Raw genomic sequence first — 26,908 nt, forward strand, 5'->3', positions numbered from 1 at the left:
TTCCTAGTGTTTGGGGGCGTCCGCAGGCACCTGCAATTGCGCTTTCCAGCGCTCGAGGTTGGCCTGCAGCACAGCGTCGGACTTACCGGAGATCGGCAATTCTGTCAGTTTTTTCGCCAATTGCCCACGTAACCAGCTGTCATTGCAGGCAGAATTGTGCGAAAGCGCCAGGTACAGGCCAGGCCTGTCCACCGGCAGGCCCCGTGCAATCAGGTGGTTGCTCATGCCCAGCCCCTGGGCCATGGCCATGCCGGAGTAACGACCGGCCAGCACATAGTCGACCTGGCCAAGCACCAGCTTCTGGAAAGCCTGGGTGAGGTTCTGAGCGGGCACCAGGCGCAACTGGGCCTTGGCGAACGCACTGAAAGCAGGTGTGAGGCGGGCCCGCTCCGACAAACTGCCCTGATACTTGGCCAGGTCAGCGGGGCCGTCGAAGGTGAGCTCGGCGTCATGGCGCGTCCACACCAGGTATTCGTTGAGCTGCAGTGGCGGGTGAATGTAGTCCAGCGCCGTCAGTTGCTCCACTTGCATGGGCGCGTCAAGCAGCAGGTCCATGCGCCCGCTGCGCACCTCTTCCAAGGCCTGATCGCGACGGCCCGCACTCAGCACTTCCACCTTCACCCCCAGCTCACCGGCCACCTGGCGCAGCAGGTCGACGTTGGTGCCGATCAGGTGCCGGGGGTCTTTCGGATCCTGCCACGAATAAGGCGGCGCATCAGGGCTGCCGGTCGCCACCAGGCGCTCGCACTTGCCAGCCGCCATGGCCAGCGGCGTTATCAGTGCCGCCATGCAGGCCAGCCACCTGCCCTTCCACCGCCGTATCATCCGTTACTCCTCAACCCATAAAAAAACCCGGCCCCTCGACGGGGCCGGGTTCTTTATAAGTGAAGCCAGCGGATCAGACCAGCTTTTCCAGCTCCGGCACGGCTTCGAACAGGTCCGCGACCAGGCCGTAATCGGCCACCTGGAAGATGGGCGCCTCTTCGTCCTTGTTGATCGCAACGATCACCTTGGAGTCCTTCATACCGGCCAAGTGCTGGATAGCACCCGAAATACCGACGGCGATGTACAGCTGCGGCGCGACGATCTTGCCGGTCTGGCCGACCTGCATATCGTTAGGCACAAAGCCCGCATCGACCGCGGCGCGCGAGGCACCCACGGCAGCGCCCAGCTTGTCGGCAAGGCTGTACAGGTGGCTGAAGTTGTCACCGTTACCCATGCCACGGCCGCCAGAGACGACGATCTTGGCTGCAGTCAGCTCAGGGCGGTCGGACTTGGCCAGTTCTTCACCAACGAAGGTGGAGATACCAGCGTTGTGCGCAGCGCCAACAGCTTCAACAGCAGCGGAGCCACCTTCGGCAGCCACGGCGTCAAAGCCGGTGGTACGCACGGTGATGACCTTGATTGCGGCACTCGACTGTACGGTGGCAATGGCGTTACCGGCGTAGATAGGGCGCTTGAAGGTGTCGGCGGACTCCACCGAGATGATCTCGGAGATCTGGTCGACGTCCAGCAGCGCGGCAACGCGTGGCAGGATGTTCTTGCCGTTGGTGGTGGCAGGTGCCAGCACGTGGCTGTAGCCCTTGGCCAGGTCGACGATCAGCGGCGAGACGTTTTCCGGCAGGACGTGGGCGTAGGCTGCGTTATCAGCAACCAGAACCTTGGCAACGCCAGCGATCTTGGCAGCGGACTCGGCAACGCCGCCGACGTTCTGGCCTGCGACCAGCACATGCACATCACCACCAATCTTGGCGGCTGCAGCGACAGTGTTCAGGGTGGACGGGGCTACGGCACCGTTCTCGTATTCAGCGACAACCAGGATAGTCATTTAGATTACCTTCGCTTCGTTCTTCAGCTTCTCGACCAGTTCGGCCACCGATTTGACCTTGATACCGGCGCTGCGAGCAGCCGGGGCTTCAACCTTCAGGGTCTTGTTGGTGGAGGCGAGGGAAACGCCCAGGGCGTCGGGCGTGACGGTTTCCAGTGGCTTTTTCTTGGCCTTCATGATGTTGGGCAGCGACGCATAGCGCGGCTCGTTCAGGCGCAGGTCGGTGGTGACAATGGCTGGCAGGTTCAGCGATACGGTCTGCAGGCCGCCATCGATTTCACGGGTGACGTTCAGCTTGTCGCCCGCCACTTCCACTTTGGAAGCGAAGGTGCCCTGGGCGTAGCCGGTGAGCGCCGCCAGCATCTGGCCAGTCTGGTTGTTGTCGCTGTCGATGGCCTGCTTGCCAAGGATAACCAGCTGTGGCTGCTCCTTGTCGACAACGGCCTTGAGCGCCTTGGCCACAGCCAGGGAGTTCAGCTCGTCAGCAGCTTCCACCAGGATGGCGCGGTCGGCACCCAGTGCCAGGGCAGTACGCAGCTGTTCCTGGGCAGTGGTCGGGCCGACGGAGACGACGACGATCTCGGTCGCAACGCCCTTTTCCTTCAGGCGGACGGCTTCTTCCACGGCAATTTCGCAGAAGGGGTTCATGGACATCTTGACGTTGGCGAGGTCGACGCCGGAGTTGTCCGCCTTGACGCGAACCTTGACGTTGTAGTCGACCACTCGTTTGACAGCTACAAGAACCTTCATGGATTCCTCGTTACTCTCCGGTGAATAGATAGTCGCCTGGGGCTGAGCCCGGCGATGCGCGTGGGTACAAGGGCACCTCTAAAAACGTACCTGGGGGCAGCTTCTTCAGCGTGACCAAACAGTCGTATGCAGACCGCTGCGGCAAATACGCGCGGGTCATTTTCTGTCGTGGTGTGTAAACTGCACTACAAACCGCGCCAAAGCCTGAAAACCCTGCTCCACACCTGGTTTTTAGAGGTGTACCTGCGCCCGGCTGCAAGCCTACGGCGAACGTAAAACCGCTCGTATCTTGACCGTAACACCTAATCCGGTCAATACGGCAAACCGGTCACCTTCCAGCCGCCTACCTGTGATTTTACTGGCCTGCGGCAAATTCAAACAAACGTTTGTATTGGACCCGCCAAGTGGTGTAGATATAATGCGCGACCAAGACAAAACGGTGTAGTCCACCATTTGCCCGGCTACCGCTGCGCGGTTGCCACCACTACAGCAAATGCCCTGTGCACCCATAAGACCAAGCAACACACCCGCCTTGATGAGTAGGAGAGAACCAGTGGAACGCGAATACATGGAATTCGACGTGGTCATCGTCGGCGCTGGCCCGGCAGGCCTGTCCGCCGCCTGCCGCCTGAAGCAGAAGGCCGCCGAAGCCGGTAGCGAAATCAGCGTCTGCGTGGTGGAAAAAGGCTCCGAGGTCGGTGCCCATATTCTCTCCGGTGCCGTGTTCGAACCCCGCGCCCTGAACGAGCTGTTCCCGGACTGGAAAGCCATGGGCGCGCCGCTCAATACCGAAGTCAAGCGCGACGACATCTATGTGCTCAAGGATGCGGGCAGCGCGACCAAGGTGCCAGACCTGTTCGTGCCCAAGACCATGCACAACCATGGCAACTACATCATCTCCCTGGGCAACCTGTGCCGCTGGCTGGCCCAGCAGGCGGAGAACCTAGGTGTTGAGATCTACCCGGGGTTTGCCGCCCAGGAGGCGCTGTTCGACGAAAACGGCGTGGTGCGCGGCATCGTCACCGGCGACCTGGGCGTTGACCGTGAAGGCCAGCCCAAGGACGGCCTGTACACCCCTGGCATGGAACTGCGCGCCAAGTACACGCTGTTCGCCGAGGGCTGCCGCGGCCATATCGGCAAGCAACTGATCAAGCGCTTCGACCTGGACAGCGCATCGGACGTGCAGCATTACGGCATCGGCCTGAAAGAGCTGTGGGAAATCGACCCCGCCAAGCATGAGCAGGGCCTGGTGGTACACACAGCCGGCTGGCCGCTCGATGTAATGGCCAAGGACAACACCGGTGGCTCGTTCCTCTATCACCTGGAAAACAACCAGGTGGTGGTCGGGCTCATCGTTGACCTGTCCTACGCCAACCCATACCTGTCGCCGTTCGACGAGTTCCAGCGCCTCAAGCATCACCCGGTCATCAGCCAGTACCTTGAAGGCGGCAAGCGCATCAGCTACGGCGCCCGCGCCTTGGCCAAGGGTGGCCTCAACTCGCTGCCGAAAATGGTCTTCAACGGCGGCGCCTTGATCGGTTGCGACCTGGGCACCATGAACGTGGCCAAGATCAAGGGCAGCCACACCGCGATGAAGTCCGGCATGCTTGCCGCCGAAGCGGTGGCCGACGCCTTGCTGGCCGGCAGCGAGGGTGGCGATCAACTCAATGGTTACGTCAGCGCCTTCAAGGCCAGCTGGCTGTACGAAGAACTGTTCGCCAGCCGCAACTTCGGCCCTGCCATGCACAAGTTCGGCCCGCTGCTGGGCGCTGCCTTCAACTACGTCGACCAGAACTGGTTCGCCGGCAAGCTGCCGTTCACCCTGCGTGATACCAAGCCGGACTACGCCTGCCTGAAGCTTGCAGCCGATTCGCAAAAAATCGAGTACCCGAAACCCGATGCCAAGCTGAGCTTCGACAAGCTCAGCTCGGTGTTCCTCTCCAGCACCAACCACGAAGAGGAGCAACCCTGCCACCTGAAGCTGACCGACCCGAGCGTACCGATCGCCAGCAACCTGCCGTTGTACGATGAGCCTGCCCAGCGTTACTGCCCGGCCGGCGTGTATGAGGTGGTCACCCAGGAAGACGGCAGCAAGCGCTTCCAGATCAACGCGCAGAACTGCGTGCACTGCAAAACCTGCGACATCAAGGACCCGGCCCAGAACATCACCTGGGTTACCCCTGAGGGTGCGGGCGGCCCCAACTACCCCAACATGTAACGTTCTTGGGGTAAAAAAACCGGCTCTTGGGAGCCGGTTTTTTTATGTGCACAGGTGAGCGTTCAGCGCCTGCCTGATCGAGCGCCACACAAGACGGGCTTGGGCTCCGCGGCGAACGCCAGCGGCTCACGCGCCCCAAAATACAACGCCGTCAGCAGCCCCACCGCCCCCATTACGGCGCAGAACCCTACACACACCCATGGGCTCCACGGCATCAGCGCGATCAAGGCCAGGGGCGTGGTACTGGCCCACAACGCATACGCCACGTTGTAGGTAAGCGAAATGCCCGACACGCGTATCTCAGCCGGGAACAACCCCACCATCACCGACGGGACCACCCCCACAACCCCGCAACTAAGGCCCGCCAGCCCATAGGCCAGCCAGGTCACGCCCCACTGCCCCACCAGACTGGCGTACAAAGCGCCGATGCCCAAAGGCAGCACCAGGCTGTAGACCATCAAGGCACGCCAGGCCCCCACCCGGTCGACCAGCAGGCCGGCCAGCACGCACCCCACATTGAGGAAGACGATACCCACGCTGCTCAGGGCAAAGGTGTGCCCGGCCGTCATGCCGAACCGCTGCTGCATCACTGTCGGCGTAATCACCACCAGTACCACCACTGCGGACGTGAGCACGCAGGTCAGCAGCGCCGCGGGGATCAACGCCTGCCGGTGCTCACCCAGTACCCGCCGCAGCGGGAAGCTCACCGGCTGCGCCTGGCGCGCCCGCAGGGCCAGAAACACCGGTGTCTCGCTCAGCCAGCGGCGCAGCCACACGCCGACCACGCCAAACACACCGCCCAGCAGGAACGGGTAGCGCCAGGCGTAGGCAAGAATCTCTTCAGCTGTGAACACCTGCGCCAGCAGCGTTGCGGTCAGCGCCCCCAGCAAGTAGCCGAAGGTCAGCCCCGCCTGCAGGAAGCCCAAGGCATAACCGCGCCGGCCCGCGGGCGCATGTTCGGCAACGAACGTCCACGCACTGGGCACTTCGCCGCCCACCGCCGCCCCTTGAAGAATACGCAGGGCCAGCAGCAGCAGTGGCGCCGCATAGCCGATATCGGCATAGGTGGGCATCACGCCGATCAGCAGGCACGGCAGGGCCATCATCAGAATGCTCAGGCTGAACACCTTCTTGCGCCCCAGGTGATCAGCAAAATGCGCCATCAGAATGCCGCCCAGCGGCCGCGCCAGGTAACCCGTGACAAAAATGCCGAAGCTTTGCAGCAGGCGCAGCCACTCGGGCATTTCAGGGGGAAAGAACAGCTGGCTGAGGGTCAGGGCAAAGAACACGAAGATGATGAAATCGTAGATTTCCAACGCGCCGCCCAACGCAGCCAGGCCAAGGGTCCGGTGGTCGCCGCGGGTAAACCGGGGTGGGCGAGCGGTATCAAGGGCAGTCATGGCAGGTTTCGCAACAGGATGAAGGGCTGGAGGATAACAAATAGCGGCCCCGTTGCCCTGCCCTTGCCGGCTTCAGCGATGGAACACCGTCTGCGCGAAATTGCCCAGCGGCCTGCCCACCGGCGCCGGCACGCCACCCGGCAACCTGAGTGTGCCCACCACCTGCGGCGCGTCGATGATGGACATGAATGACAACAGCGCGTCGTTGTCCGGCACCTGGGGCAGGCTCAGGTTGATGGCCTGGCGTTCGGCCTGGGGCACAGCCGGCACTTTCATCTGGGTGGAGTGATAGAGCAAGGCGTGTTGGATCTGCGTGCTCACCCGGCAGAACCGCGCCAGGTCCACACCGGCGTGGCTGGCCAGTTCGATGTTGCCCAGCAGCAGGTGGAACGGCTGCAAGGCGCACTGCACCAGGCGCTGCAGCTCGTCAAAATGCTCGACCGGGGCAATGCGGTAATAGCCCATGCCGTTGAGCAAGCGCTCCAGTTGCAGGCGCTGGCTTGGGTGTGAATCGGCGATAAGGATGCGCAGGGACTTGTTGGCCATGGTTGGACCTGGGCGGTGGGCTGAGGGCTGGGCTCCAAGACCACACTGCGCCAATGAAGGCTACTGCCAGGGCAGGCCCGGCAGGGGTCTTCCTAGATAGAAGCTGCGAAACACCGGGAAATCAAGCTGACAGGCATGGAAATTTGCGGGCGGTGATCGGCCGATCAGCCTTACCACCCGCAAATGCGCTGCTCATAGTGCAGCCCATGCGTCTGCGAAAGGCCGCGCCCGTGCCCCCGATGAGTAAATTCTGGGTTTGGACCTTCGTCTAAGTGGGACCTACCCGCGCACCTGTAGGGTTGCGCGTGGCCAACTCCCCTGGCTGGAAGTCTGCATGAGACGCTTACCCACCATCCGCCGCCGCCTTTTTTGGGGTGGCCTGGGCCTGCTTGGTCTTGGCTGCCTCCTGGCCTGGAAGGCTCCGCCTTTTCAGGGCAAGCCGATCAATACCGTCCCGGTCACCCGCGCCGACATAGAAAGCAGCGTTACCGCACTGGGCACTTTGCAACCTCGTCGTTATGTGGACGTAGGCGCTCAGGCGTCAGGGCAGATACGCCGCCTGCATGCGGAGGTGGGCGATCAGATACGCAAAGGGCAGTTGCTGGTGGAAATCGACCCCTCTACCCAACAAGCAAAGCTGGATGCCGGGCAGTTCTCGATTGAAAGTCTCCAAGCCCAACTTGCCGAACAACGCGCTCAACACCAACTGGCGCAACAGCAACTCAAGCGCCAACAAAGCCTGGCTGCCACCGGCGCCACTCGCGAGGAAGACCTGCAGCTTGCTCAGGCCCAACTAAAGGTGACCCAAGCCCGCACCAACATGTTCGAGGCGCAGATCCTTCAGGCCCAGGCAAACCTGCGCAGCGACAAGGCAGAGCTTGGTTACACACGTATCTATGCCCCGATGGATGGCACGGTAGTAGCCCTGGACGTCCGCGAGGGTCAAACCCTCAATGCGCAGCAGCAGACACCGCTCATATTGCGGATCGCCAGGCTGTCGCCGATGACTGTCTGGGCGCAGGTTTCAGAGGCGGACATCGGCAAAGTCGAACCCGGCATGAGGGCATATTTCACCACGCTCGCCGGTGGCAAGCGCCGATGGACAAGCACCGTCAGGCAGATTTTGCCAATCCCACCCAAACCCCTCGACCAGTCGAACCAAGGCGGCGGCAGCCCAGCCAGCGCCACAGCTGGCGCGACAGCAACACAGGTGGTGCAGTACACCGTGCTACTGGATGTAGACAATCCCGACGGCGCATTGATGGCCGAAATGACTACCCAGGTGTTCTTCATCGCCGGCCAGGCGAGCCAAGTGTTAACCGCGCCGCTGGCGGCCCTGGACAACAGCTCGGGTGACGACGTTCGTACTGCCCAGGTACTGACCCGTGACGGTAGGGTCGAGCCGCGCAGCGTCCGTACCGGCCTCAGCGATCGCTTGAGGGTGCAGGTACTGGACGGCCTGGACGAAGGTGATCGCCTGGTCATTGGCGCCCCACCTGCCAAAGGAGGCTGAATGCCCACGCCCTTGATTGAACTGCGCGACATCCGCAAGGTGTACGGCGGCCAGGACACCCCGACAGTTGAGGTACTACGAGGCATAAGCCTGACAGTGCACCCCGGGGAGTTTGTTGCGATTGTTGGCGCTTCGGGGTCAGGCAAGTCTACCTTGATGAACATACTCGGCTGCCTGGACCGCCCCTCGTCGGGCAGCTACCGCTTTGCTGGCAGGGATGTGGCCGAACTGGACGGCGACGAACTGGCGTGGTTACGCCGCGAGGCGTTCGGCTTCGTATTCCAAGGCTATCACCTGATTCCCTCCGCCTCGGCACAAGAGAACGTCGAGATGCCGGCCATCTACGCTGGCGCACCGCCTAGCGAACGCCATACTCGCGCCACCGCCCTGCTGGAGCGCCTAGGGCTCGCCAGCCGCACAGTTAACCGCCCTCATCAACTGTCTGGCGGCCAGCAACAGCGTGTCTCAATAGCACGCGCCCTTATGAACGGAGGATCCATCATCCTCGCCGACGAGCCTACCGGCGCCCTCGACAGCCACAGCGGCACAGAAGTCATGGCACTGCTTGACGAGCTGGCCAGCCAGGGGCACGTGATCATTCTGATCACTCACGACCGCGAGGTGGCGTCACGCGCGCAACGAGTGATCGAGATTCGCGACGGCGTCATCATCAGTGACGCAACCCTAAGGCCTTGCCTTGGGGAGAAGGTACACGGTTTGCAGGCCGACGTACTGCGCCAGCGCTTGGACCAGGGTGCCACCCTTCGCGGTGCGTGGAGAGGGGAGTTGCTGGAGGCCCTGCAGGCGGCCTGGAGGATCATGTGGATCAACCGGTTCCGCACTGCCCTGACGTTGCTGGGCATCGTCATCGGCGTAGCCTCGGTGGTGGTCATGCTGGCTGTCGGCGAGGGCAGCAAACGCCAGGTCATGGCACAAATGGCGGCCTTCGGCTCTAACATCCTCTATTTGAACGGCCGCCATGCCACCCTGCGTGAGCCAGGAGGCGTGGTCACACTGGACGATGTGGCAGCCATTGGAGAACTCCCCCAAGTGACCCGGATCATGCCGGTTATCGGCAGCGACGTGATGGTTCGCCACGGCAACAACAATCAGGAGTTCTACGTCGGTGGAAGCAACATCGAGTTCCCTCATATTCTGAACTGGCCGGTGGTACACGGGAGCTTCTACAGTGACAACGACGAGCGTAGCGCCGCCGCTGTGGCGGTTATCGGGCAAAAAGTGCGGGACAAGCTGCTGGAGCCTGGCACTGACCCTATCGGGCAATACCTGTTGCTGGGCAATGTGCCCTTTCAAGTAGTGGGTGTGCTGGCCGAGAAAGGTGCCGGTTCCGGAGACCAGAATAGCGACGAGCGTATCGTCGTTCCCTACTCGGCCGCGTCAACACGACTGTTTGGCACCCGAGATCCCGAATACGTCATCATCGCCGCCCGCGACTCGGCACAGGTGGCCGAAACAGAAGCGGCCATCGACTATCTGATGCGCCAGCGCCACTTCGGAAAGCGAGACTTCGAACTGACCAATGACGCTGCGCTGATTCAGGCAGAGGCCCGTACGCAGAACAGCCTGTCGCTAATGCTTGGGGCGATTGCCGCAATCTCTTTGCTGGTAGGCGGCATCGGCGTCATGAACATCATGCTCATGACCGTGCGTGAACGCACGCGCGAAATCGGCATCCGAATGGCCACCGGCGCCCGCCAACGCGACATCCTGCGCCAGTTTTTAAGTGAGGCTGTGATGCTTTCGATGGTTGGTGGCATTGCCGGTATTGCCCTGGCACTGGGCATAGGCGCAGGGCTGACCCTGGCCGGCGTCTCGGTGGCGTTCGCTGCCCCAGCCATTCTTGGTGCCTTCGCCTGCGCTGTGATCACCGGCATCGTTTTCGGCTTCATGCCTGCGCGCAAGGCGGCCCGCCTTGATCCGGTCAAAGCACTCACCAGCGAATAACACATGATATTGCCAAGCCGCACCAGCCTGTTGACCCTGAGCCTGTGTCTCGCAGCCTGTAGCTCGCCCCACCCACCAACCGCCGACATGGACTTGCCCACCGCCTGGCAGGGCAGTAGAGCGGAGCCAGCAGTTGCGAACCCACACCGCCTGTGGTGGCATGCCTTCGCCAGCCAGGAACTTGACCGCTTGGTAGAGTGTGCTCTGCGCCAAAGCCACGATCTCGGCGCCGCCACAGCGCGCGTCCGCCAGGCCCAGGCTCGGGCCACAATGGCCGGAGCACCGCTGCTTCCGGAACTTGCAGCCGGCTTGACGGGCAGCAGGCAGCACCTGATGCGAGGCAAGGGCAGCGACCAGCTTGATGTCGACAGCAATGAACGCACCAGCGCTGCGTTCGGGACGCAGTTGAGCGCAACGTATCAGATTGACTTCTGGGGGGGTATTCAAGCCGCCCGTGACAGCGCAGTGCATACCTTTGATGCCAGCCGGTTTGATCGCCGCACCGTGGAGCTGACGCTGGTCAGTGCCGTGGCTGACAGCTACTTGCTGGAGCTGTCCCTGAATGAACAGCTGGGCATTGCCCGCCTCAACCTGGAAAACGCCCAGCGTGTGCTGGAATTGGTCGAGGCACGTCAGCATTCAGGCTCGGCGACGCGCCTGGAGCTGGCCCAGCAGCGCAGCCTGGTGGCAGCCCAGCAACGTCAACTTCCCTTGCTGATACAACGCCATCAGGACAACCGTGTCACCCTGGCAACGCTGCTCGGTGACCCGGTGCAGAGCCTGCCTGCCAACCTGCAGCGCATCGACAGCGTACGGTGGCCAAAGATCAGCAGCGGGGTCCCCAGCGAACTATTGACCCGCCGGCCCGACATCGCGGCCGCCGAGGCACGCCTGGCAGCTGCCACTGCAAACGTACACGTGGCCCGCGCCGCCATGCTGCCCAAGGTTACACTGGGCGCTGAGCTGGGAACCGGGGCACGCAGCCTGCCCCAGGTACTCAACAGCCCCTTCTACACCCTGACAGCCGGCCTGCTCGCCCCGGTCTTCAACAATGGCCGCCTACGAGCTTCGCGCGATCTGGCCAACGCCGAACAGGCCGAACTGTTGGAAAATTATCGCAGCAGCATCCTGGCTGGTTTCGCCGATGTGGAAAAAGCGCTCAATGCCATTCAGGGCATCGACCAACAACGCCGGTGGCAGCAGGAGGAAGTACAGCAGGCCAAACTGGCGTTCGACCTTGCGCAGGAACGTTACCAGGCGGGGGCAGAGACTCTGCTGACAGTGCTGGAGACCCAGCGCACACTGTACCAGGCTCAGGAGCAGCAGGCGAAATTACGCCTGGCGCGCTTGCTGGCCAGCGTAACGCTTTACAAGGCATTGGGCGGAGGCTGGCAGGTGCATTCCGTGGCTCCCACGCACTGATGACCACCGTGAGGCCTGCCTGGCCGGTGTAGCTGACGCATCGTCAGGCGGGCAGGCCCTTAACCGACAGATGGCGTGCATACCATGGGCGTTTGGGCACCTGGCGCATGAACCGGGCCAACCTGCTCTCGTCCTCATCGAAGATAAGGCGCAAAGCCAACTTCATGGTTTCCACGTCCATCTCCACAGTCTTTCCTGGCCTTACTCCTGGCACCGTACTGCAGCCGTGGGTGTCTGGCCCGAGCCAGGGGTCGGCAACTTCCACCCAGCGCCCGGGGGCAAACCAGGGCACGCCGCTGACCTCCTGCCTCAGGACCTCGCCGGGGTGAAACCGGTCATGGGCTGCGAACCAGTCTTCCACTCGGTCATCTATCCAACCATGAAACTGCCAGAAAACTGGATGTACATGGGAAGAGAACGGATCGCCGAGAAAATCGTTTTCAGGTGCATACCAGCGCGGCGCGAAGTCATCCTGGCCCCGAGCGAACGGTACCGGCACGCCGTTGGAAGGGTCACGGGGCACAGAGGCCCAACGCATATGCAACCAGTCGTGCAAACCCAGCTCCATTTCCGAACCTAACTGGCCCAGGGTGAGCCGGGAGAGGTAGCGAGGGTCCCGGTACTGCGACTCCCAGACCTCGAAGTTGCCATGGAATGTCTCGGCCCGCTTGATGCCACGTACCCATTCAGTGTATTCCTCATCTCCTTCAGCCACCCAAGTGGGCGGGACAGAACAGCCATCGGCATTGTCGAAGTAGCGAGCGAAGCCAATACGGTCCCTCTCCAGCTGTGGTTGCGGAAGTGGGAACGCGGGCCATGACGGCAGCGGCTGCAGGGTTCTGGCCGTGCGCAGCATATGCCGGTGCATGAAGAAGAAGTCCACCCCAGAGCCATTCACATCTTTGTAGCGGCCTCGCGCATCGCGCTCGTGACCTGGCGCACCCGGCTGCCAGCCGAGCCCGCGTACGGCATCGCGGCGTTCCTCGGAGAGTTTGTGCCACTGGTCCCGCGAGGCGTGCCACAACTGGTGGAACAGCCGGTGCTCGGCAGATACCAGCCAGTTCAACAGGTCCGGTTGCAGTGGAGTGCGGGCCCGCGCTTCAGGGAACATCCGTTTTACAGCCACGAAGCCATTATCCTGCTCTGGCAGGGCAGCCGCGCGGTCCAGCAGCGTGAAACTGCCCGTGAGTGTGTCACTGCCGGCATTGCCAAACTCAGCCCACACCTCGTCGACCATGATCGCCATCTCGTAACCAGGGTGCCCTTCGTCCAAGCACTGTACCCGCCAGTAGAGGCGATTGGGCTGGCGTTGCACCAAGTCGCCGATCACCCGGTAGCGCGGTGGTGCTTCACCACGCAGACGCTCCGGCGTATCGAGGTAACCTCGAACGCCCCGCCCCCGCGCGGCGATGTCCAGGAAGAGCTCAAGAGGCTGGGCAGACAACCCTTGCAACCCCGCTTCACGGCCCATCAGGCGAACAGTCCAGATGCCGCGCAAGCGGTTCGCCAGCGCTTGACCAGCCACGTCTGCGAGCTCAACGCTCGCCTCCCCAGGAGTCTCCGGTGGCTCATCCTTGCGGGTCAATTCGGCATGCGCGTAATAGGCAGCCGGCAACGCGGCACCCGCCAGGGCCACACCGGCCATGAACCCTCGTCGAGAAATCGTCATTACCCTACCTGTGTCTGCCGTGAAGCGAGCGTTATCCCAGCAAGGACGTACCTGGCGGCCACAAATTTACTCGTCCATGGGCCGCAGCCCCCATCCCAAACTCGCTAAATTTCGATAACCGGCGCTCGTTCTTCCCAGACAGCTTCATGCATCCGCAGATCTGAAACGAGATGGCAATGACAAGACCTCGCTGGAAAAAAGCTTTGTGCATCGGTTTGCCCCTGGCCGCGCTGCTTGCGGCAGGCGGCTATCTGGCATGGGAACGCTGGCTCGACCCGACCCCCAGCTACCCCCATGCCGTGATGAAACAGGCCCAGGCGCTACAGGAGCGCATGGTTTCCTTCGACAGCCATATCACCCTCCCACTGGACTTCGGCACCCACGGCCAGGAAGCCGACAAGGATGGCGATGGCCAGTTCGACCTGGCGAAAGCGGCCAAAGGTAGGCTGTCGGGTGCGGCCCTGACCATCTTCGGCTGGCCGGAAATCTGGAACGGCCCCAACGCCCCTCACCATCCAACCGCCGGCTTCGTCGAAGAAGCGCGCAACCAGCAGGAGGTTCGGTACAAGATCATCTCGGGCATGGTGCGCGACTTCCCCAACCAGGTTGGCATCGCCTACACACCGGACGACTTCCGCCGCCTGCACGGCGAAGGCAAGTTCGCGATCTTCATCAGCATGCTCAACGCCTATCCTCTTGGGCACAACCTAGGCCTGCTGGACACATGGGCGGCACGTGGAATGCGCATGTTCGGCTTCAACTACATCGGCAACAATGACTGGTCAGACTCCTCGCGCCCCCTGCCCTTCCTCAACGACTCACCTGACGCGCTGGGCGGCCTGTCCGAACTTGGCAAGCAGGCGGTACAGCGGCTCAACGACCTAGGCGTCATTATCGACGTCTCCCAGATGTCCAGCAGGGCCCTGGAACAGGTCAGCCAGCTCAGTCGCGCGCCCATTGTTGCCTCGCATTCAGTACCACGGGCCATGGTGGACATTCCCCGCAACCTCAGCGACCGCGAGCTGCAACTGATCAAGAACAGCGGCGGCGTAGTGCAGATCGTTGGTTTCTCCGGCTATCTGCGCCCCTTGTCGCAAAAAACTCAGGACAAGCTCAACACCTTGCGTGCGCAGTTCGACCTGCCACCACTGCCCAATCTCGCCATGGCGCTGATGCCTGGCGACCCGATCATTGCAGCATGGCCCGAGCAGCGTTTCGGCAGCTATGCCAGCCAGCTTTACGCGATCCTCGAGGAAGAGCCGAAGGCCACGCTCAAGGACCTGGTGGATGCCATCGACTACACCGTACGCAAGATCGGCATTGACCACGTGGGTATCGCCTCTGACTTCAACGAGGGCGGCGGCCTGGCCGGATGGGAAGATGTGAGCCAAACACGCAATGTCACCGCCGAGCTGATCCAGCGTGGTTACTCTGAAGCTGATATTGCCAAGCTCTGGGGCGGGAACTTCCTGCGTGCCTGGGCCATGGTTGAAAAGGCCGCGGCACCTTCCCTTTCTTCTAGCCGGTAGAGGCCACATGAGCGATCGCCGTACGTTTCTCAAGCAGGCGGGCCTGCTTGCCGTGGCACTGCCGCTGGGCGGTCGCCTGGATCCGGTATTGGCCGCCCCTACCCCACCGGCCGCTAAACCAACCACGTGGGTAGAGCTGCGAGCCCTTTTTGACCAGGCCCCCGATTACCTGCACCTTTCCAACTTCCTGGTCACATCCCACCCCAGGCCAGTGCAGCAGGCGATCGATCGATACCGTGCCGCTATCGACCAAAACCCTGGGCTGGTCATGGACTGGGACCGGCAGGAGCCATGGCAGCACGAGGCACGCGTGCGCGAATGGGCCGGCCGTTACCTAGAGGCTCGCCCTGGCCAGATCGCCCTCACCGGCAGTACCACTGAAGGCCTGGCGATCGTCTATGGCGGGCTGGATGTGCGCCCTGATCAGGAAGTCCTCACCACCGAGCACGAGCATTACGCCACGGAAGCCATTCTTGATTTCCGCACCCAGCGCCAGGGCACACAGGTTCGAAGGATTCGCCTGTTCAAAGCACCGGCCAATGTCAGCAGTGATGAAATCGTCGGCAACATCGACCGCAACATTCGGCGCAATACCCGTGTGCTGGGCATGACCTGGGTACAGTCCGGCAGCGGTGTAAAACTGCCGCTTGCTGAGATCGGCGCAGTGGTCGACCGGCATAACCGCGACCGGGACGAGACCGACCGCATTCTCTACGTTGTGGATGGTGTACATGGCTTTGGCGTGGAAGACCTAAGTTTTACGCAGATGAACTGCGACTTCTTCATTGCTGGCACCCACAAATGGATGTTCGGTCCGCGAGGGACCGGGATTATCTGCGCTCGCCATGAGCAGCCGCGGTGCATCACGCCGATGATTCCCACGTTCTCCCAGGACGCCGACTTTGCCACTCGCTTTACTCCGGGTGGCTACCACGCATTCGAACATCGCTGGGCGCTGGATGAAGCCTTCAAGCTTCACCTGGCACTGGGCAAGGGCAACGTCCAGCAGCGCATCCACCAGCTCAACAGCTACCTCAAACAGCGGCTGAGCGAGCATGCCCAGGTGGAACTGGTGACCCCTTCGTCTCCGGATCACAGTGCCGGGTTCACCTTCTTCCGGGTCAAGGGCCGCGACAGCGATCAGGTCGCCGCAGCCCTGCAGCAACGAAAGGCAGTAGTGGATGCCGTGGAGCGCGACGTCGGGCCAGTGATCCGCACGGCTCCAGGGCTGCTGAATGACGAGGCCGAAATAGACCGTTTCATGGCGCTGCTCAGCCCCCAGCTGTGATTTACGAACATTCCTTGAAGTGAGACTGATCATGCGCCCTTCCCCCCCTGCTGTCCGCCCCCTTGTTCTAGCCACACTGGCCCTGCTGACGCTGGTAGGCGCCCCACCCACAACGCTGGCAGCCACTGTAAAACCGGGCACCGTATTCAAGGATTGCGAGCAGGGCTGCCCCGAAATGGTGGTGCTGCCCACAGGTTCATTCATGATGGGTACCCCGGATGACGAAATGGGTCGCCAGGATGACGAAGGGCCGATACACAAAGTGACCATTGCCAGGCCGTTGGCAATCAGCCGCTTCCAGATCACGTTCGACGAATGGGATGCGTTCATCGCAGCAACCGGCTACAGGATGCCCAGCGGCGATGACCGCCCAGGCCGGCTCTGCCGGGCAGGCACGGCAACCCGGGGCGGACGCCCTACATACGGTGGCAATTACCAGGTTACGGGTAGGCACCCTGCGGTATGCATGAACCTTGAAGAGGTCGAAGACTATGTCGCCTGGTTGTCCAGGAAGACCGGCAAAAATTACCGACTGACCAGTGAGTCCGTGCGCGAATACGCAGCGCGTGCAGGCAGCAGCGGGGCATTCCCCTTCCCGTTTGATGAGGGCAAGGACTACAGCATTGCCAAGCACGCCAACACCTACGGGCCCGTGGATGGCTTCAGCTACACCTCGCCGGTCGGCAGTTACCCGGCCAACGCCTTCGGCGTCTATGACATGCACGGTAATGTGTATGAATGGCTGGCAGATTGCGAACACGAGAATTACGTTGGCGCCCCTACCGACGGCAGTGCCTGGATAGAGCCCAATTGCACGTCCTACCAGATCCGCGGCAACGATTACGGCGAAGCACCGATCTTTTCACGCTCCGGCAACCGCAACAATATTTTGCCCTCAACCCGCGGTGACTGGGTTGGTTTTCGCGTGGTGCGCGACCTGTAACGCCTGGCACCTGCATTCGGGCAGGCCTTTTAAATAAGTGGCCAGCCCGGACGTCTCTCCAGGTAATCGCATTTCCCACTCAAGGTAGCCCAGTACATGACCCAGCCCCCGCGCGGAGCAATTGCCGAGTTGCTCGCCCTGCTCAAGCCATTTCGATTCATCGTGATCATTGCCATAGCCTTGGGCATGGTTGGCGGCCTGAGCGTCACGGTGCTGCTGGCCACAATCAACAACGCACTGCATGCCGAGGCAGGCCTCACCCAAGGTGTAGTCGCACTGTTCGCAGGGCTGTGTCTGTTGGCCCTGGTGAGCCAGATCTGCTCTGATATCGGCACGAACTACGTGGGCCAGCACATCATCGCTGGCCTTCGCAAAACCTTGGGCGAAAAAGTGCTGTGCGCGCCCATCGAACATATCGAACGCTTTCGTACCCACCGCCTGATACCTGTACTGACGCATGACGTGGATACCATCAGTGACTTCGCCTTCGCGTTTGCCCCCCTGGCCATATCCGTGACCGTAACCCTGGGTTGCATGGGGTATCTGGCGATGCTGTCACTGCCCATGTTCCTGATCCTGATGGTGGCATTGATCATCGGGTCGGTCATCCAGTTTATCGCGCAAGGCCGCGGGATAGCCGGGTTCATGGCTGCGCGGGACGCCGAAGACCAGTTGCAGAAGCATTACAACGCGATCGCAGGGGGGGCCAAAGAGCTGCGCATCAACCGGCCACGTCGGCAGCGCATGTTTCAACACGGCATCCAGGGCACCGCAGACTTCATCTGTGAAACCCAGGTGCGTTCAATCAACACCTTCGTAATCGCCAAGACACTGGGTTCCATGCTGTTCTTCGTCGTCATAGGCCTCGCATTGGCGCTTCAGGCGTTCTGGCCAACCGGCGACAAAGCAGTGATCAGCGGCTTCGTGCTGGTTCTGTTGTACATGAAAGGGCCACTGGAACATCTGATTGGCACCCTGCCGCTGGTCAGCCGGGCGCGCATAGCGTTCCGCCGCATTGCCGAGCTGTCCGAACAGTTCTCTTCGCCTGAACCGCATCTGCTGCTGGCCGACAATGGCCAGAAGGCACCCGACGTACACTGCCTGGAGTTGCACAATGTCAGCTACAGCTTCCCAGCAGCACCTGGGGCTGCGCCCTTCCGCCTGGGCCCGGTTAACCTGACCATCGAGCAAGGCGAAATCCTGTTCATCGTTGGCGAGAATGGTTGCGGCAAGACCACCTTGATAAAGCTGCTGCTGGGCCTGTACGCACCGCAGCAAGGTGAAATCCGCCTCAACGGCCGGCTGATCGATGCGCTCAACCGGGACGACTACCGCCAACTCTTCACCACCGTGTTCGCTGATTACTACCTGTTCGACGATGTGGTTCAGGGCGACCAGCACATCCCCGAGGATGCCAATCGTTACCTGGAGCGCCTGGAAATTGCTCACAAGGTGAGTGTACAGGGCGGCATCTTCACCACTACTGACCTGTCCACAGGGCAGCGCAAGCGCCTGGCGCTCATCAACGCCTGGCTTGAGGAGCGGCCGGTGCTGGTATTTGACGAATGGGCAGCCGACCAGGACCCGACCTTCCGCAGAATCTTCTACACCGAGCTGCTGCCAGACCTCAAACGGATGGGCAAGACGATCATCGTCATTTCCCACGACGATCGCTACTTCGATACAGCAGACCAGGTGATTCGGCTGCAGGCGGGCAGCATACTGCACGCAACATCTGTGGCCTGACTCGTCAGGCTGCGCTCGACCCCCGCCGCCAGCAGCGCCGGGGGTAAATTTTTTTCGGCTGGTGCGTTTATTGATAACTATAACCAAATGCCACGCTGTCACATGGGAGTTCCACACGCGATGCACCAGCTCAAATCGCCCTACCCTGCACGGTCTGCCCGCATACAGGGCGCCCGTTTCAAGCGTACGCTGTTGTCCAGCGCCGTTCTTGGCATGCTGTCGATGGTTGGGCAAGCAAGCGCCGAGCCTGTCAAAGTGAGCATTCCGGCGCAACCATTGGACAACGCCTTGCAGTCACTTGGGCGGCAAACCGACCTGCAGATGCTGTATTCACCAGACACCGTACAAGGCCTGCAGGCGCCCTCGGTCTCAGGTACACTTGAACCCGCAGAGGCGCTGGACCGGTTGCTGCAGGGGAGCGGCATCACTTACCAGAAAACCGGTAACAGTATTTCACTGATCCCGGGGTTCAACTCATCGTCCTCCACGGTGCAGCTCAACAGCATTGCCATTTCCGGCAAGGCGCCGGGCTCGATCACAGAAGGTACCGGCTCCTACACAACCCAATCGTCCAGTAGCTCCACCCGCCTGAATATTCCTGTAAAAGAAACCCCGCAGTCGATTTCGGTGATTACCCAGCAGCGTATGCAGGACCAACGCCTCACAAACCTGACCGACGCGCTCGAAGCCACCTCGGGCATTACTGTAGTACGCGAAGGCCTGGGGGCAGATACCGACAGCTATTACTCGCGGGGTTTTGCCATCAACAACTACGAGATCGATGGCGTACCCACCTCTTCGCGCCTGGACAACTACACCCAGAATACCGCGATGTACGACCGCATTGAGGTTGTACGGGGTGCAACCGGGCTGATCAGCGGCATGGGTGAGCCCTCGGCCACCATCAACCTGATCCGTAAGCGCCCCACGTTCGACCCGCAGCTGTCGATTTCCGCAGATGCAGGCTCCTGGGATCGCTACGGCACCACGGTCGACGTTTCCGGGCCACTCACGCAAACCGGCAATATCCGTGGCCGGCTGGTGGTTGACTACAACAACGAACGCGCCTGGGTCGACCGTTTCAAGCAGGACAGCAACCTGGTCTACGGCATCACCGAGTTCGACCTCACCGAGAACACGCTGCTCACCGCAGGCTTCAGCTACCTCACCGTTCATACCAACCAGCCCCCGCGCAGCGGCTTCCCCTTGAAATTCAGCGATGGCAGCAAGACTGACTTCAAGCGTTCGTTCAATACGTCTGCCGACTGGAACTACTACGACCACGAGCAGACCACCTTCTTCACCTCCCTCGAGCACACATTCGACAACGGGTGGAGCGGCAAGGTCGAGTACAGCCACAACGAGAACAAGTACGATTCGGAAATCGTCTATTTCGCTGGCGACATCGACCGCGCCACTGGGCAAGGCGCCTATGTGATGCCGAACAAGTTCGTTGGCCATCCCAAACAGGACGCCGTCGATGCCTACTTCACCGGCCCTTTTCAACTGCTCGGCCGGGAGCATGAGTTGATTACCGGGGTCACCCTGTCGCAGATCCGCAACGAGAACGCGCCCGATTACGGCGGGTGGATCCGCCCAGGCGGCGGCTACGATGGCACCATCGGCAACGTGTACGCCTGGGACGGTGAGGTTACCAAGCCGAGCTTTCAAAAGTACGGCGAGCAGGATTTCAAGGAAAACCAGTACGCGGCATATCTCACATCGCGCTTTCACCTCAGCGACGACCTAACAGTAATCGTGGGCGGCCGCGTTATTGACTGGAAGCAGACGGACAAGACCGCCTACTTCGACGGCAGTTACTACAACGACGTGTCCAGGAAAGAGACCGGTGTCTTCATTCCTTACGGCGGGGTGGTCTATGACATCGACAATATCTGGTCGGTCTATGCCAGCTACACCAAGATCTTCAACCCGCAGTCACTGCAGACTGTCACTGGCTCCTATCTAGAGCCGCTTGAAGGCACTGGCTACGAAGCCGGCATCAAGGCGGCCCTCAACGACGGCAAGCTCAACGCCAGCCTGGCCGTGTTCAAGCTCGAGCAGGACAACCTGGCCATCATGGACGGCAGCAACCTCACGCCCTCCGGCTGGCAGGCCTACAGGTCTGAAGAAGGCACCACCACCAAAGGCGTTGAACTGGAGCTCAATGGTGAGCTTGCAGAAAACTGGCAGCTTGCCGGGGGTTACACCTACAGCGTGAGTACCGACTCGGACAACGACCGCATCGCCACACAAATACCACGCAACAGCTTCAAGGTGTTCACTTCGTACCGGCTTTCCGGCCCCTTGGACAAGCTCACTGTAGGCGGCGGCGTGAACTGGCAGAGCAAAACCGGTTTCGACCTCAGTTACTATGAACAACCAAGCTATGCGATCACCAACTTGATGGCGCGGTATGACATCAACAAGAACCTGTCCGCAGCGCTGAACCTGAACAATGTGTTCGACAAGGAGTACTACAGCACGACCAGTGCGGGTGTGTACGGGGCACCGCGCAACTTGACTGCGACGTTCAAGTACACCTATTGAACCCACAGGCAATAAAAGGGCTGATCCAACGGATGAGCCCTTTTTTCCGCCTGCTGAAAACCTGGGTGAAGGAATCAGGCCAGGGCCTGTACAAGCGCCCGAACAATGTGCCCTTGAGCCTGCTGGGCCTCCTCGACGATAGCGCCCATACGCAGAAAATCGTGGGTCATGCCTTCGTATACACACAGTTCAACCCGCGCACCGGCTGTGCGCAGATGCTCGGCATAGGCCACGCCTTCGTCGTAAAGGGGATCGCACTCCGCCAACAGCATGAGCACCGGCGCCGCATCCTGCGCCGGCTTGCCCAGCAAGGGCGAAAAGCGTGGATCCAAGCGATCATCCGCGACGGACTGATACTGATCGTAGAACCATTCCAAGGTCTGCTTTTCCAGCAGATAGCCGCTGGCATACCGCTCGATGGACGCACGTTGCCGGCTGGCGTCGGTAACCGGATAAATCAGCACCTGCAGCAGCGGCTGTACCGGCGCCATGACGCTGGCCAGGCGATTGGCAAGTACAGTGGCCAAGCTACCACCCACGCTGTCACCGGCCACAGCCAGGCGTTTTGGGTCCAGCCCGTACGCCTGCCCGTGGCTGGCCAGCCAGGCCCACGCATCCTCGGCATCATAGACTGCCGTCGGAAAGCGCCACTCAGGGGCACAGCGATAGGCAATGGAGAGCACCGCAATCTCGCCAGACTCTGCCAATGCCCTGCACAGCCCATCGTGGGAGTCCAGGCTACCTACCACGTAACCGCCGCCATGCAGGTAAAGCACCGTCGCCGCCGGCGCCTGCGGGTTCAACCGCGAGGCGCTGTAAAGCCGCGCCGCCAAGGCGTGGCCGTCGCGGGCAGGGACCTGCAGGTCATCCACCTGTGCCAGTTCGATGCCGCCGGCATCCATCATCTGTGAGGCAAGATCGAACTGCCGACGCGCCTCCTGCGCAGACAGCAGATGCATGGCGTTTCGCCTACCCGCCGCCCGACCACCGTCGACCAGTTCAAGATAGGCAGCAATATCAGGGTTCAAAGCCATCGTTCATTCACTCCATCGGCCAGCCCGCAAGGGCCGGCCGATTGCGTAGTATTAAAGGGATTCAAGCGATTCGGTCAGGCATTCCTCCAGCCACCCCAGAATCGCTTCGTCACGGGGCACCTCGAAGTGGCCACAGCCCAGCACACGCCCTGGATCAACGGCTTGCGCCAGCTGCATTGCCAGGCGCAGTGCGTCTGCCTCGCGCCCGGCGGTCCACCAGGCCTCGGCCTGAACCTGCAAGCGTGGGCAGGCAGGCAGTTGCAAAGACAGGCGCTTCAGGTGGCGAGCCACCCCGAACACCTGGGCCAGCTCATGCGCACCGAACCCTGCCCCCACTGTGTCCCCGCCGCTGCGTGCCAGCGCTTGCTCGATCACCCGTTGGATATTGTCCGGAGCCTCGGAGCCACTGGCCTGAAGGTGTTCGGCCAGTTCCTGCGTGGTGACTTGCAAGAACTCGCGCAGATCTGCCTGCCAATCCTCGAGTGGTACAGGTTCACCCGGCACGTAGCTGTCGAGCAGGCCCACAAACTCAACGTGCTCACCTTGGCGCTCTAGCTCTGCGGCCATCAGAACGGCCAGCGTGCCGCCCAAAGACCAGCCCGCCAAGTGATAAGGGCCATGCGGCTGGACCCGGCGTGCATGCTGCACATACGCCACGGCCATCTGCTGCAGCGATGCGTCCTGCCAGGAAGGCTCCAGCAGCATGCGCGACTGCAGGGCGACCACCTGACGGCGGCCAGACAGGCGTCTGGCCAGGTGATCGTAATCAAACACGGTACCGAAGCCTGCGTGCACGCAGAACAGCGGTGCACGTTCAGCCACGGCAGGGCTTAGCACAAGCACCGGTGACGGTTCATCAGCCCTGGTCGCAGCGGTCAGCTCAGCGATGGTCGGTTTCTGCATGAGATCACGCAGTTTGAGGCTGAACCCGAGCTTTTTGAGGCCTCGGCTGCGCGCCACCAACTGCAGGCTGAGAATGGAGTCCCCACCGAGCTCGAAGAAGTTGTCGGTTACGCCAATACGCTCAACCTTCAGCAGCGCCTGCCAAATCTGTACCAGCGCCTGCTGTAGCTCCCCTACCGGCGCCACATACCGCTCACCTGCCGGGGTCATTACTGGCGCCGGCAAGGCCTTGCGGTCCAGTTTACCGTTAGGGGTCAAGGGTAATCGTGCCAATACCACCAGGTAGGTCGGAACCATGTAATCCGGCAACTGCTTCTGCAACTGTTCGCGCAGCCTGCGAACCAGCTCAGGCCCAGCCTCCGCGCTGGCAACCACGTAAGCTGCCAGCTGTTTGCCTGCCCCATGATCGAGGGCGACCACCACTGCCTCACGGACCTCAACACTGGTCTGCAGCCGCGCTTCTATCTCGCCCAGCTCAATCCTGAACCCGCGAATCTTGACCTGCTGATCAATGCGACCAAGGTAGTCGAACGTTCCGCAGGCCCGCTCGCGCACCAGGTCCCCGGAGCGGTAAAGGCGACTTCCCGCTGCACCACATGGGTCAGGCACGAAGCGCTCGGCCGTCAGCCCGGGGCGGTTGAGGTAGCCACGGGCAAGCCCTTCGCCCCCTAAGTACAGCTCCCCAGCTACACCTACCGGCAGCCGGTTCAGGTCAACATCCAGCGACTGCGCAGTGCGCATGCCCACCGGGCTGCCGATCGGTGCATAGGCTGCCCCACAGCTGGCTTGCCAGTCAGCTTTCCACAACAGAGGGGTAACCACGGTTTCTGTCGGGCCGTAGCCGTTGATGATGAACTCAGGCTGCAACGTGCGCTTGACCAGCTCGAAGGCGGCCTGGGGCACTGCATCACCGCCAAAGCAGTAGATTCTAACGCGTGGTGGCGTACCCTCGCGCTCGGCATGCTCTGCCAACTGTTGCAGGTAAACCGGAGGGAATGCCGCCACTGTTACCTGGTGCGTCTGCATGGCTGCATAGGTCTGCTCCGGGGTCCACAGCTCGTCGTCACGGACCAGCAGCCGGCCGCCATGGCTCAACGTCGTCAACCAGCGCTCATGCGCCCCGTCGAAGGCAAACGACATGAAGTGCAGCTCGCAGTCCTCAGGCCCCATGGCATAGCGCTCACCAATGGCCTGCACATGCATGGCCAACGACCCGTGGCTGACAGCCACACCTTTAGGCTGGCCAGTGGAACCCGAGGTATAGATCACATAAGCCAGGTTTTGCGGAAGTACGGCAACCGCAGGTGGCGATGCCGGGTAGCCATCCAGCGCAAGGTCGTCCAATACCACGGCATTTACGCTGACCGGAACCGGCAGTTGCTGATGCAACATGGCCGTGGTGAGCAACAGGGCGATGCCAGAATCATCCATCAGGTAGGCCAGGCGCTCGCGCGGATAGCTGGCATCAAGCGGCACATAGGCCGCCCCCGCCTTGAGCACAGCCAACAGCGCGACCAACTGCTGTTCGCTGCGTGGCATCGCCACGCCGACCCGCACATCAGGGCCCACGCCCTCTTCCAACAACCGGTGGGCGAGGCGATTGGCACGCTGTTCAAGCTCGGCGAAACTCAGGCACCGCCCCCCGGCCAACACAGCCGGAGCATCCCCCCGCTGTGCGGCCATCTGCGCAATGCGCTCATGAACCGGTAGGCGGTCGAATGGCTTGGCAGGCAGCTTGGCCACCTGCGCCTTGGCGCTGGGCAAGCCAATGCTGCCAAGGCACGCACGCGCGTCACTGGCCAAACACTGCAACACCCCCTCCATATTGGCGCGTATCTGTTCAACCACCGTGGCAGCGAAGTGCTCGCGCAGGTACATGTACTCGATTACCAGCCCTTCTTCCAGGGTCACCATCAAGTCCATGGGGAAGTCTGTCAGCCCAGCACTGGCGCTCTCGCCAAAGCGCAACGTATCGTCGTTCCACTCGCGTAACGTACGGTCGATCGGCTGGTTTTCGAACACGATGATGCTGTCGAACAACCCCTGGCCGGAGTGCCCCGCCCAACGCTGGATATCGGCCAGCGGGGTGTAGTCGCACTCACGCATTTCCAAGTTGTACTGCTGGATTTCCCGCAGCCAGTCCCCTACACACTGCTCAGGCTCGACGCGGCCGATGACCGGCAAGGTATTGATGAACAGACCAAGAATGCGCTCGGCTCCCGGCAGGCTCGAGGCCCGCCCGGAAACCGTGGCGCCGAAGGCCACACTGCGCTGCCCGCTGTAACGGCTGAGCAACAGCAGCCAGGCGGCCTGTACCAAGGTGTTGAGGGTGACCTGCTGGCGTTGGGCAAATGCCTTGAGGGCGTCGGTAGATGACGCGTCGAGGCGGCTGTACAGCGCGGCGTGGCCTGCCCCCTCGGTAGCCACCACGCTGCTGTCGGCGAGATAGGTAGGCTGCTCCAGCCGGGCCAGCTGGTTGCGCCAGAACTGCTCGGCAGTGGCGGTATCCTGGCGTTGCAGCCAATCGATGTAATGGCGGTAAGGCTGCGCTGGCTCCAGCACCTTGCCGGCATACACCGCCAGTACTTCACCGATCAGCTGCGAAATGCTCCAGCCATCAATCAGTATGTGGTGGTAGGTCCAGATCATATGATGGCGCTGATCATCCAGGCGTACCAGCACGATCCGCTGCAGCGGTGGCGAGTCGAGTTCGAACCCTTCCACACGTTGAGCGGCCGCAAGCGCCTCCAGACGTGCCGCTATATCCTTCTGGCCACGCCAGTCCAGCTCTTGCAGCGGTATCTGCAGCGTCTGCATCACGAACTGCAGCGGCTGCTCAAGGTCCTGCCAGACAAAACCGGTCCTGAGGATTTCGTGCTGGGCGAGCACCGTGTTCCAGGCGTGACGAAGACGCTCTACTCGCAGGCCTTCCACCGGCAGGCTCAGCTGGTTGACATACAGTTCCGCCCCGGGGGCATTGAGCCCGAGGAAGAGCATGCCTTGCTGCATGGGAGACAGCGGGTAGAGATGCTGCACAAGATCGTGCGGTATTGGCAGCGCTGCGACCTGAGCGGCATCCAGGCAATGCAGGACCCGGTCCTCGGCGAATACCGGCGGTGCCACGGGAGCTTCAAGTACTGCCTGCTTGGCCAGGGCTGCGATGGTCGGGTACTGGAACAGGTCCTTGGGGCTCAGGGCCAGGCCTTCCTCGCGGGCCCGGCTGACCACCTGAATGGACACGATCGAATCCCCGCCCAGTGCAAAGAAGTTGTCGCTGACACCGACCTGGTCAATACCCAGTACCTCCTGCCAGATCTCCACCAAGGCGGTTTCGGTCACTGTACTAGGCGCGATATGAACGACCTGCTCCAGGTCAGGCTTTGGCAGCGCCTTGCGCTCGAGTTTACCGTTAGGCGACAGCGGCAGACGCTCCAGCGCAACCCACTGTGTGGGCACCATGTAATCGGGCAACTGCGCTAACAGGTGCTCCGCCAATTGCGTACGCCACTGAGCATCGGCTGCCGGCGTCAACACCAGGTAGGCCACCAGCTGCTTGCTGTCTATTGCCAGCACCGCCGCTTCGCGTACCGCCGGGTGTTCCAGC

17 protein-coding genes are annotated in these 26,908 nt (G+C 61.6%); 9 read left to right on the top strand and 8 right to left on the bottom strand.

What is annotated here, in order from left to right:
- Window positions 1-3: 3 nt before the first annotated feature.
- The 3 genes from APH25_RS07305 to APH25_RS07315 form a co-directional block, all read right to left on the bottom strand.
- Window positions 4-825, bottom strand: a complete 822-nt coding sequence (locus tag APH25_RS07305; protein ID WP_028632211.1) for an ABC transporter substrate-binding protein — start codon at window positions 823-825, stop codon at window positions 4-6.
- A gap of 73 nt (window positions 826-898) precedes the next feature.
- Window positions 899-1,828, bottom strand: coding sequence for an electron transfer flavoprotein subunit alpha/FixB family protein (locus APH25_RS07310; protein ID WP_028632210.1), 930 nt, complete (start codon window positions 1,826-1,828; stop codon window positions 899-901).
- Window positions 1,829-2,578, bottom strand: a complete 750-nt coding sequence (locus tag APH25_RS07315) for an electron transfer flavoprotein subunit beta/FixA family protein (RefSeq protein WP_016498683.1) — start codon at window positions 2,576-2,578, stop codon at window positions 1,829-1,831. It abuts the gene before it with no gap.
- Window positions 2,579-3,131: 553 nt separating this feature from the next.
- Between APH25_RS07315 and APH25_RS07320 the strand changes: the two genes are divergently transcribed.
- On the top strand, window positions 3,132-4,796 hold the full coding sequence (locus APH25_RS07320) for an electron transfer flavoprotein-ubiquinone oxidoreductase (RefSeq protein WP_060481501.1): 1,665 nt from the start codon (window positions 3,132-3,134) through the stop codon (window positions 4,794-4,796).
- A 62-nt stretch (window positions 4,797-4,858) separates the two neighbouring features.
- Here APH25_RS07320 and APH25_RS07325 read toward each other — a convergent pair whose 3' ends face one another.
- Window positions 4,859-6,196 (bottom strand): MFS transporter, encoded by a 1,338-nt coding sequence (locus APH25_RS07325; RefSeq protein WP_060481502.1) that lies wholly within the window; start codon window positions 6,194-6,196, stop codon window positions 4,859-4,861.
- 72 nt (window positions 6,197-6,268) lie between these two features.
- A complete protein-coding gene (locus APH25_RS07330) occupies window positions 6,269-6,742 on the bottom strand; it encodes a hypothetical protein (RefSeq protein WP_060481503.1) in 474 nt (157 codons plus the stop codon).
- Window positions 6,743-7,076: 334 nt separating this feature from the next.
- Here APH25_RS07330 and APH25_RS07335 point away from each other — a divergent pair, with 334 nt between their 5' ends.
- The 3 genes from APH25_RS07335 to APH25_RS07345 are packed head-to-tail and all read left to right on the top strand — an operon-like array spanning window position 7,077 to window position 11,642.
- A complete protein-coding gene (locus APH25_RS07335; RefSeq protein ID WP_060481504.1) occupies window positions 7,077-8,255 on the top strand; it encodes an efflux RND transporter periplasmic adaptor subunit in 1,179 nt (392 codons plus the stop codon).
- Window positions 8,256-10,220: a MacB family efflux pump subunit gene (locus APH25_RS07340; RefSeq protein ID WP_060481505.1), complete on the top strand. Its 1,965-nt coding sequence runs from the start codon at window positions 8,256-8,258 to the stop codon at window positions 10,218-10,220.
- Between the two features lie 3 nt (window positions 10,221-10,223).
- Window positions 10,224-11,642, top strand: coding sequence for an efflux transporter outer membrane subunit (locus APH25_RS07345; RefSeq protein WP_060481506.1), 1,419 nt, complete (start codon window positions 10,224-10,226; stop codon window positions 11,640-11,642).
- 43 nt (window positions 11,643-11,685) lie between these two features.
- On the opposite strand, the gene APH25_RS07350 is transcribed toward APH25_RS07345, so the two are convergent.
- Entirely contained in the window at window positions 11,686-13,311 is a 1,626-nt protein-coding gene (locus APH25_RS07350; RefSeq protein WP_060481507.1) for a twin-arginine translocation signal domain-containing protein, read from the bottom strand.
- 176 nt (window positions 13,312-13,487) lie between these two features.
- Here APH25_RS07350 and pvdM point away from each other — a divergent pair, with 176 nt between their 5' ends.
- From pvdM to APH25_RS07375, 5 genes are all read left to right on the top strand, one after another.
- Window positions 13,488-14,840, top strand: a complete 1,353-nt coding sequence (pvdM, locus tag APH25_RS07355; RefSeq protein WP_060481508.1) for a pyoverdine-tailoring dipeptidase-like protein PvdM — start codon at window positions 13,488-13,490, stop codon at window positions 14,838-14,840.
- A 7-nt stretch (window positions 14,841-14,847) separates the two neighbouring features.
- Window positions 14,848-16,128 (top strand): aminotransferase class V-fold PLP-dependent enzyme, encoded by a 1,281-nt coding sequence (locus APH25_RS07360; RefSeq protein WP_060481509.1) that lies wholly within the window; start codon window positions 14,848-14,850, stop codon window positions 16,126-16,128.
- A gap of 31 nt (window positions 16,129-16,159) precedes the next feature.
- A complete protein-coding gene (locus APH25_RS07365) occupies window positions 16,160-17,071 on the top strand; it encodes a formylglycine-generating enzyme family protein (RefSeq protein ID WP_060481510.1) in 912 nt (303 codons plus the stop codon).
- A 96-nt stretch (window positions 17,072-17,167) separates the two neighbouring features.
- Entirely contained in the window at window positions 17,168-18,817 is a 1,650-nt protein-coding gene (locus tag APH25_RS07370; RefSeq protein ID WP_060481511.1) for a cyclic peptide export ABC transporter, read from the top strand.
- Between the two features lie 120 nt (window positions 18,818-18,937).
- Complete coding sequence (locus tag APH25_RS07375) at window positions 18,938-21,367, top strand: TonB-dependent receptor (protein WP_256217491.1); 2,430 nt, start codon at window positions 18,938-18,940, stop codon at window positions 21,365-21,367.
- A gap of 74 nt (window positions 21,368-21,441) precedes the next feature.
- Here APH25_RS07375 and APH25_RS07380 read toward each other — a convergent pair whose 3' ends face one another.
- Both APH25_RS07380 and APH25_RS07385 read right to left on the bottom strand, forming a co-directional pair.
- A complete protein-coding gene (locus APH25_RS07380) occupies window positions 21,442-22,401 on the bottom strand; it encodes an alpha/beta hydrolase (protein WP_060481512.1) in 960 nt (319 codons plus the stop codon).
- Window positions 22,402-22,452: 51 nt separating this feature from the next.
- A partial coding sequence (locus APH25_RS07385; protein ID WP_156333142.1) for a non-ribosomal peptide synthetase occupies window positions 22,453-26,908 on the bottom strand: 4,456 nt, incomplete at its 5' end.

Origin of the sequence: Pseudomonas sp. NBRC 111119 (genome assembly GCF_001320125.1) — a bacterium.
GTDB classification, from domain to species: Bacteria; Pseudomonadota; Gammaproteobacteria; order Pseudomonadales; family Pseudomonadaceae; genus Aquipseudomonas; species Aquipseudomonas parafulva.

Coding starts and splice junctions, on each gene's coding strand:
- APH25_RS07305 (WP_028632211.1), bottom strand. CDS start 825: ATGATACGGCGGTGGAAGGGCAGGTGGCTGGCCTGCATGGCGGCACTG.
- APH25_RS07310 (WP_028632210.1), bottom strand. CDS start 1,828: ATGACTATCCTGGTTGTCGCTGAATACGAGAACGGTGCCGTAGCCCCG.
- APH25_RS07315 (WP_016498683.1), bottom strand. CDS start 2,578: ATGAAGGTTCTTGTAGCTGTCAAACGAGTGGTCGACTACAACGTCAAG.
- APH25_RS07325 (WP_060481502.1), bottom strand. CDS start 6,196: ATGACTGCCCTTGATACCGCTCGCCCACCCCGGTTTACCCGCGGCGAC.
- APH25_RS07330 (WP_060481503.1), bottom strand. CDS start 6,742: ATGGCCAACAAGTCCCTGCGCATCCTTATCGCCGATTCACACCCAAGC.
- APH25_RS07335 (WP_060481504.1), top strand. CDS start 7,077: ATGAGACGCTTACCCACCATCCGCCGCCGCCTTTTTTGGGGTGGCCTG.
- APH25_RS07340 (WP_060481505.1), top strand. CDS start 8,256: ATGCCCACGCCCTTGATTGAACTGCGCGACATCCGCAAGGTGTACGGC.
- APH25_RS07345 (WP_060481506.1), top strand. CDS start 10,224: ATGATATTGCCAAGCCGCACCAGCCTGTTGACCCTGAGCCTGTGTCTC.
- APH25_RS07350 (WP_060481507.1), bottom strand. CDS start 13,311: ATGACGATTTCTCGACGAGGGTTCATGGCCGGTGTGGCCCTGGCGGGT.
- pvdM (WP_060481508.1), top strand. CDS start 13,488: ATGACAAGACCTCGCTGGAAAAAAGCTTTGTGCATCGGTTTGCCCCTG.
- APH25_RS07360 (WP_060481509.1), top strand. CDS start 14,848: ATGAGCGATCGCCGTACGTTTCTCAAGCAGGCGGGCCTGCTTGCCGTG.
- APH25_RS07365 (WP_060481510.1), top strand. CDS start 16,160: ATGCGCCCTTCCCCCCCTGCTGTCCGCCCCCTTGTTCTAGCCACACTG.
- APH25_RS07370 (WP_060481511.1), top strand. CDS start 17,168: ATGACCCAGCCCCCGCGCGGAGCAATTGCCGAGTTGCTCGCCCTGCTC.
- APH25_RS07375 (WP_256217491.1), top strand. CDS start 18,938: ATGCACCAGCTCAAATCGCCCTACCCTGCACGGTCTGCCCGCATACAG.
- APH25_RS07380 (WP_060481512.1), bottom strand. CDS start 22,401: ATGGCTTTGAACCCTGATATTGCTGCCTATCTTGAACTGGTCGACGGT.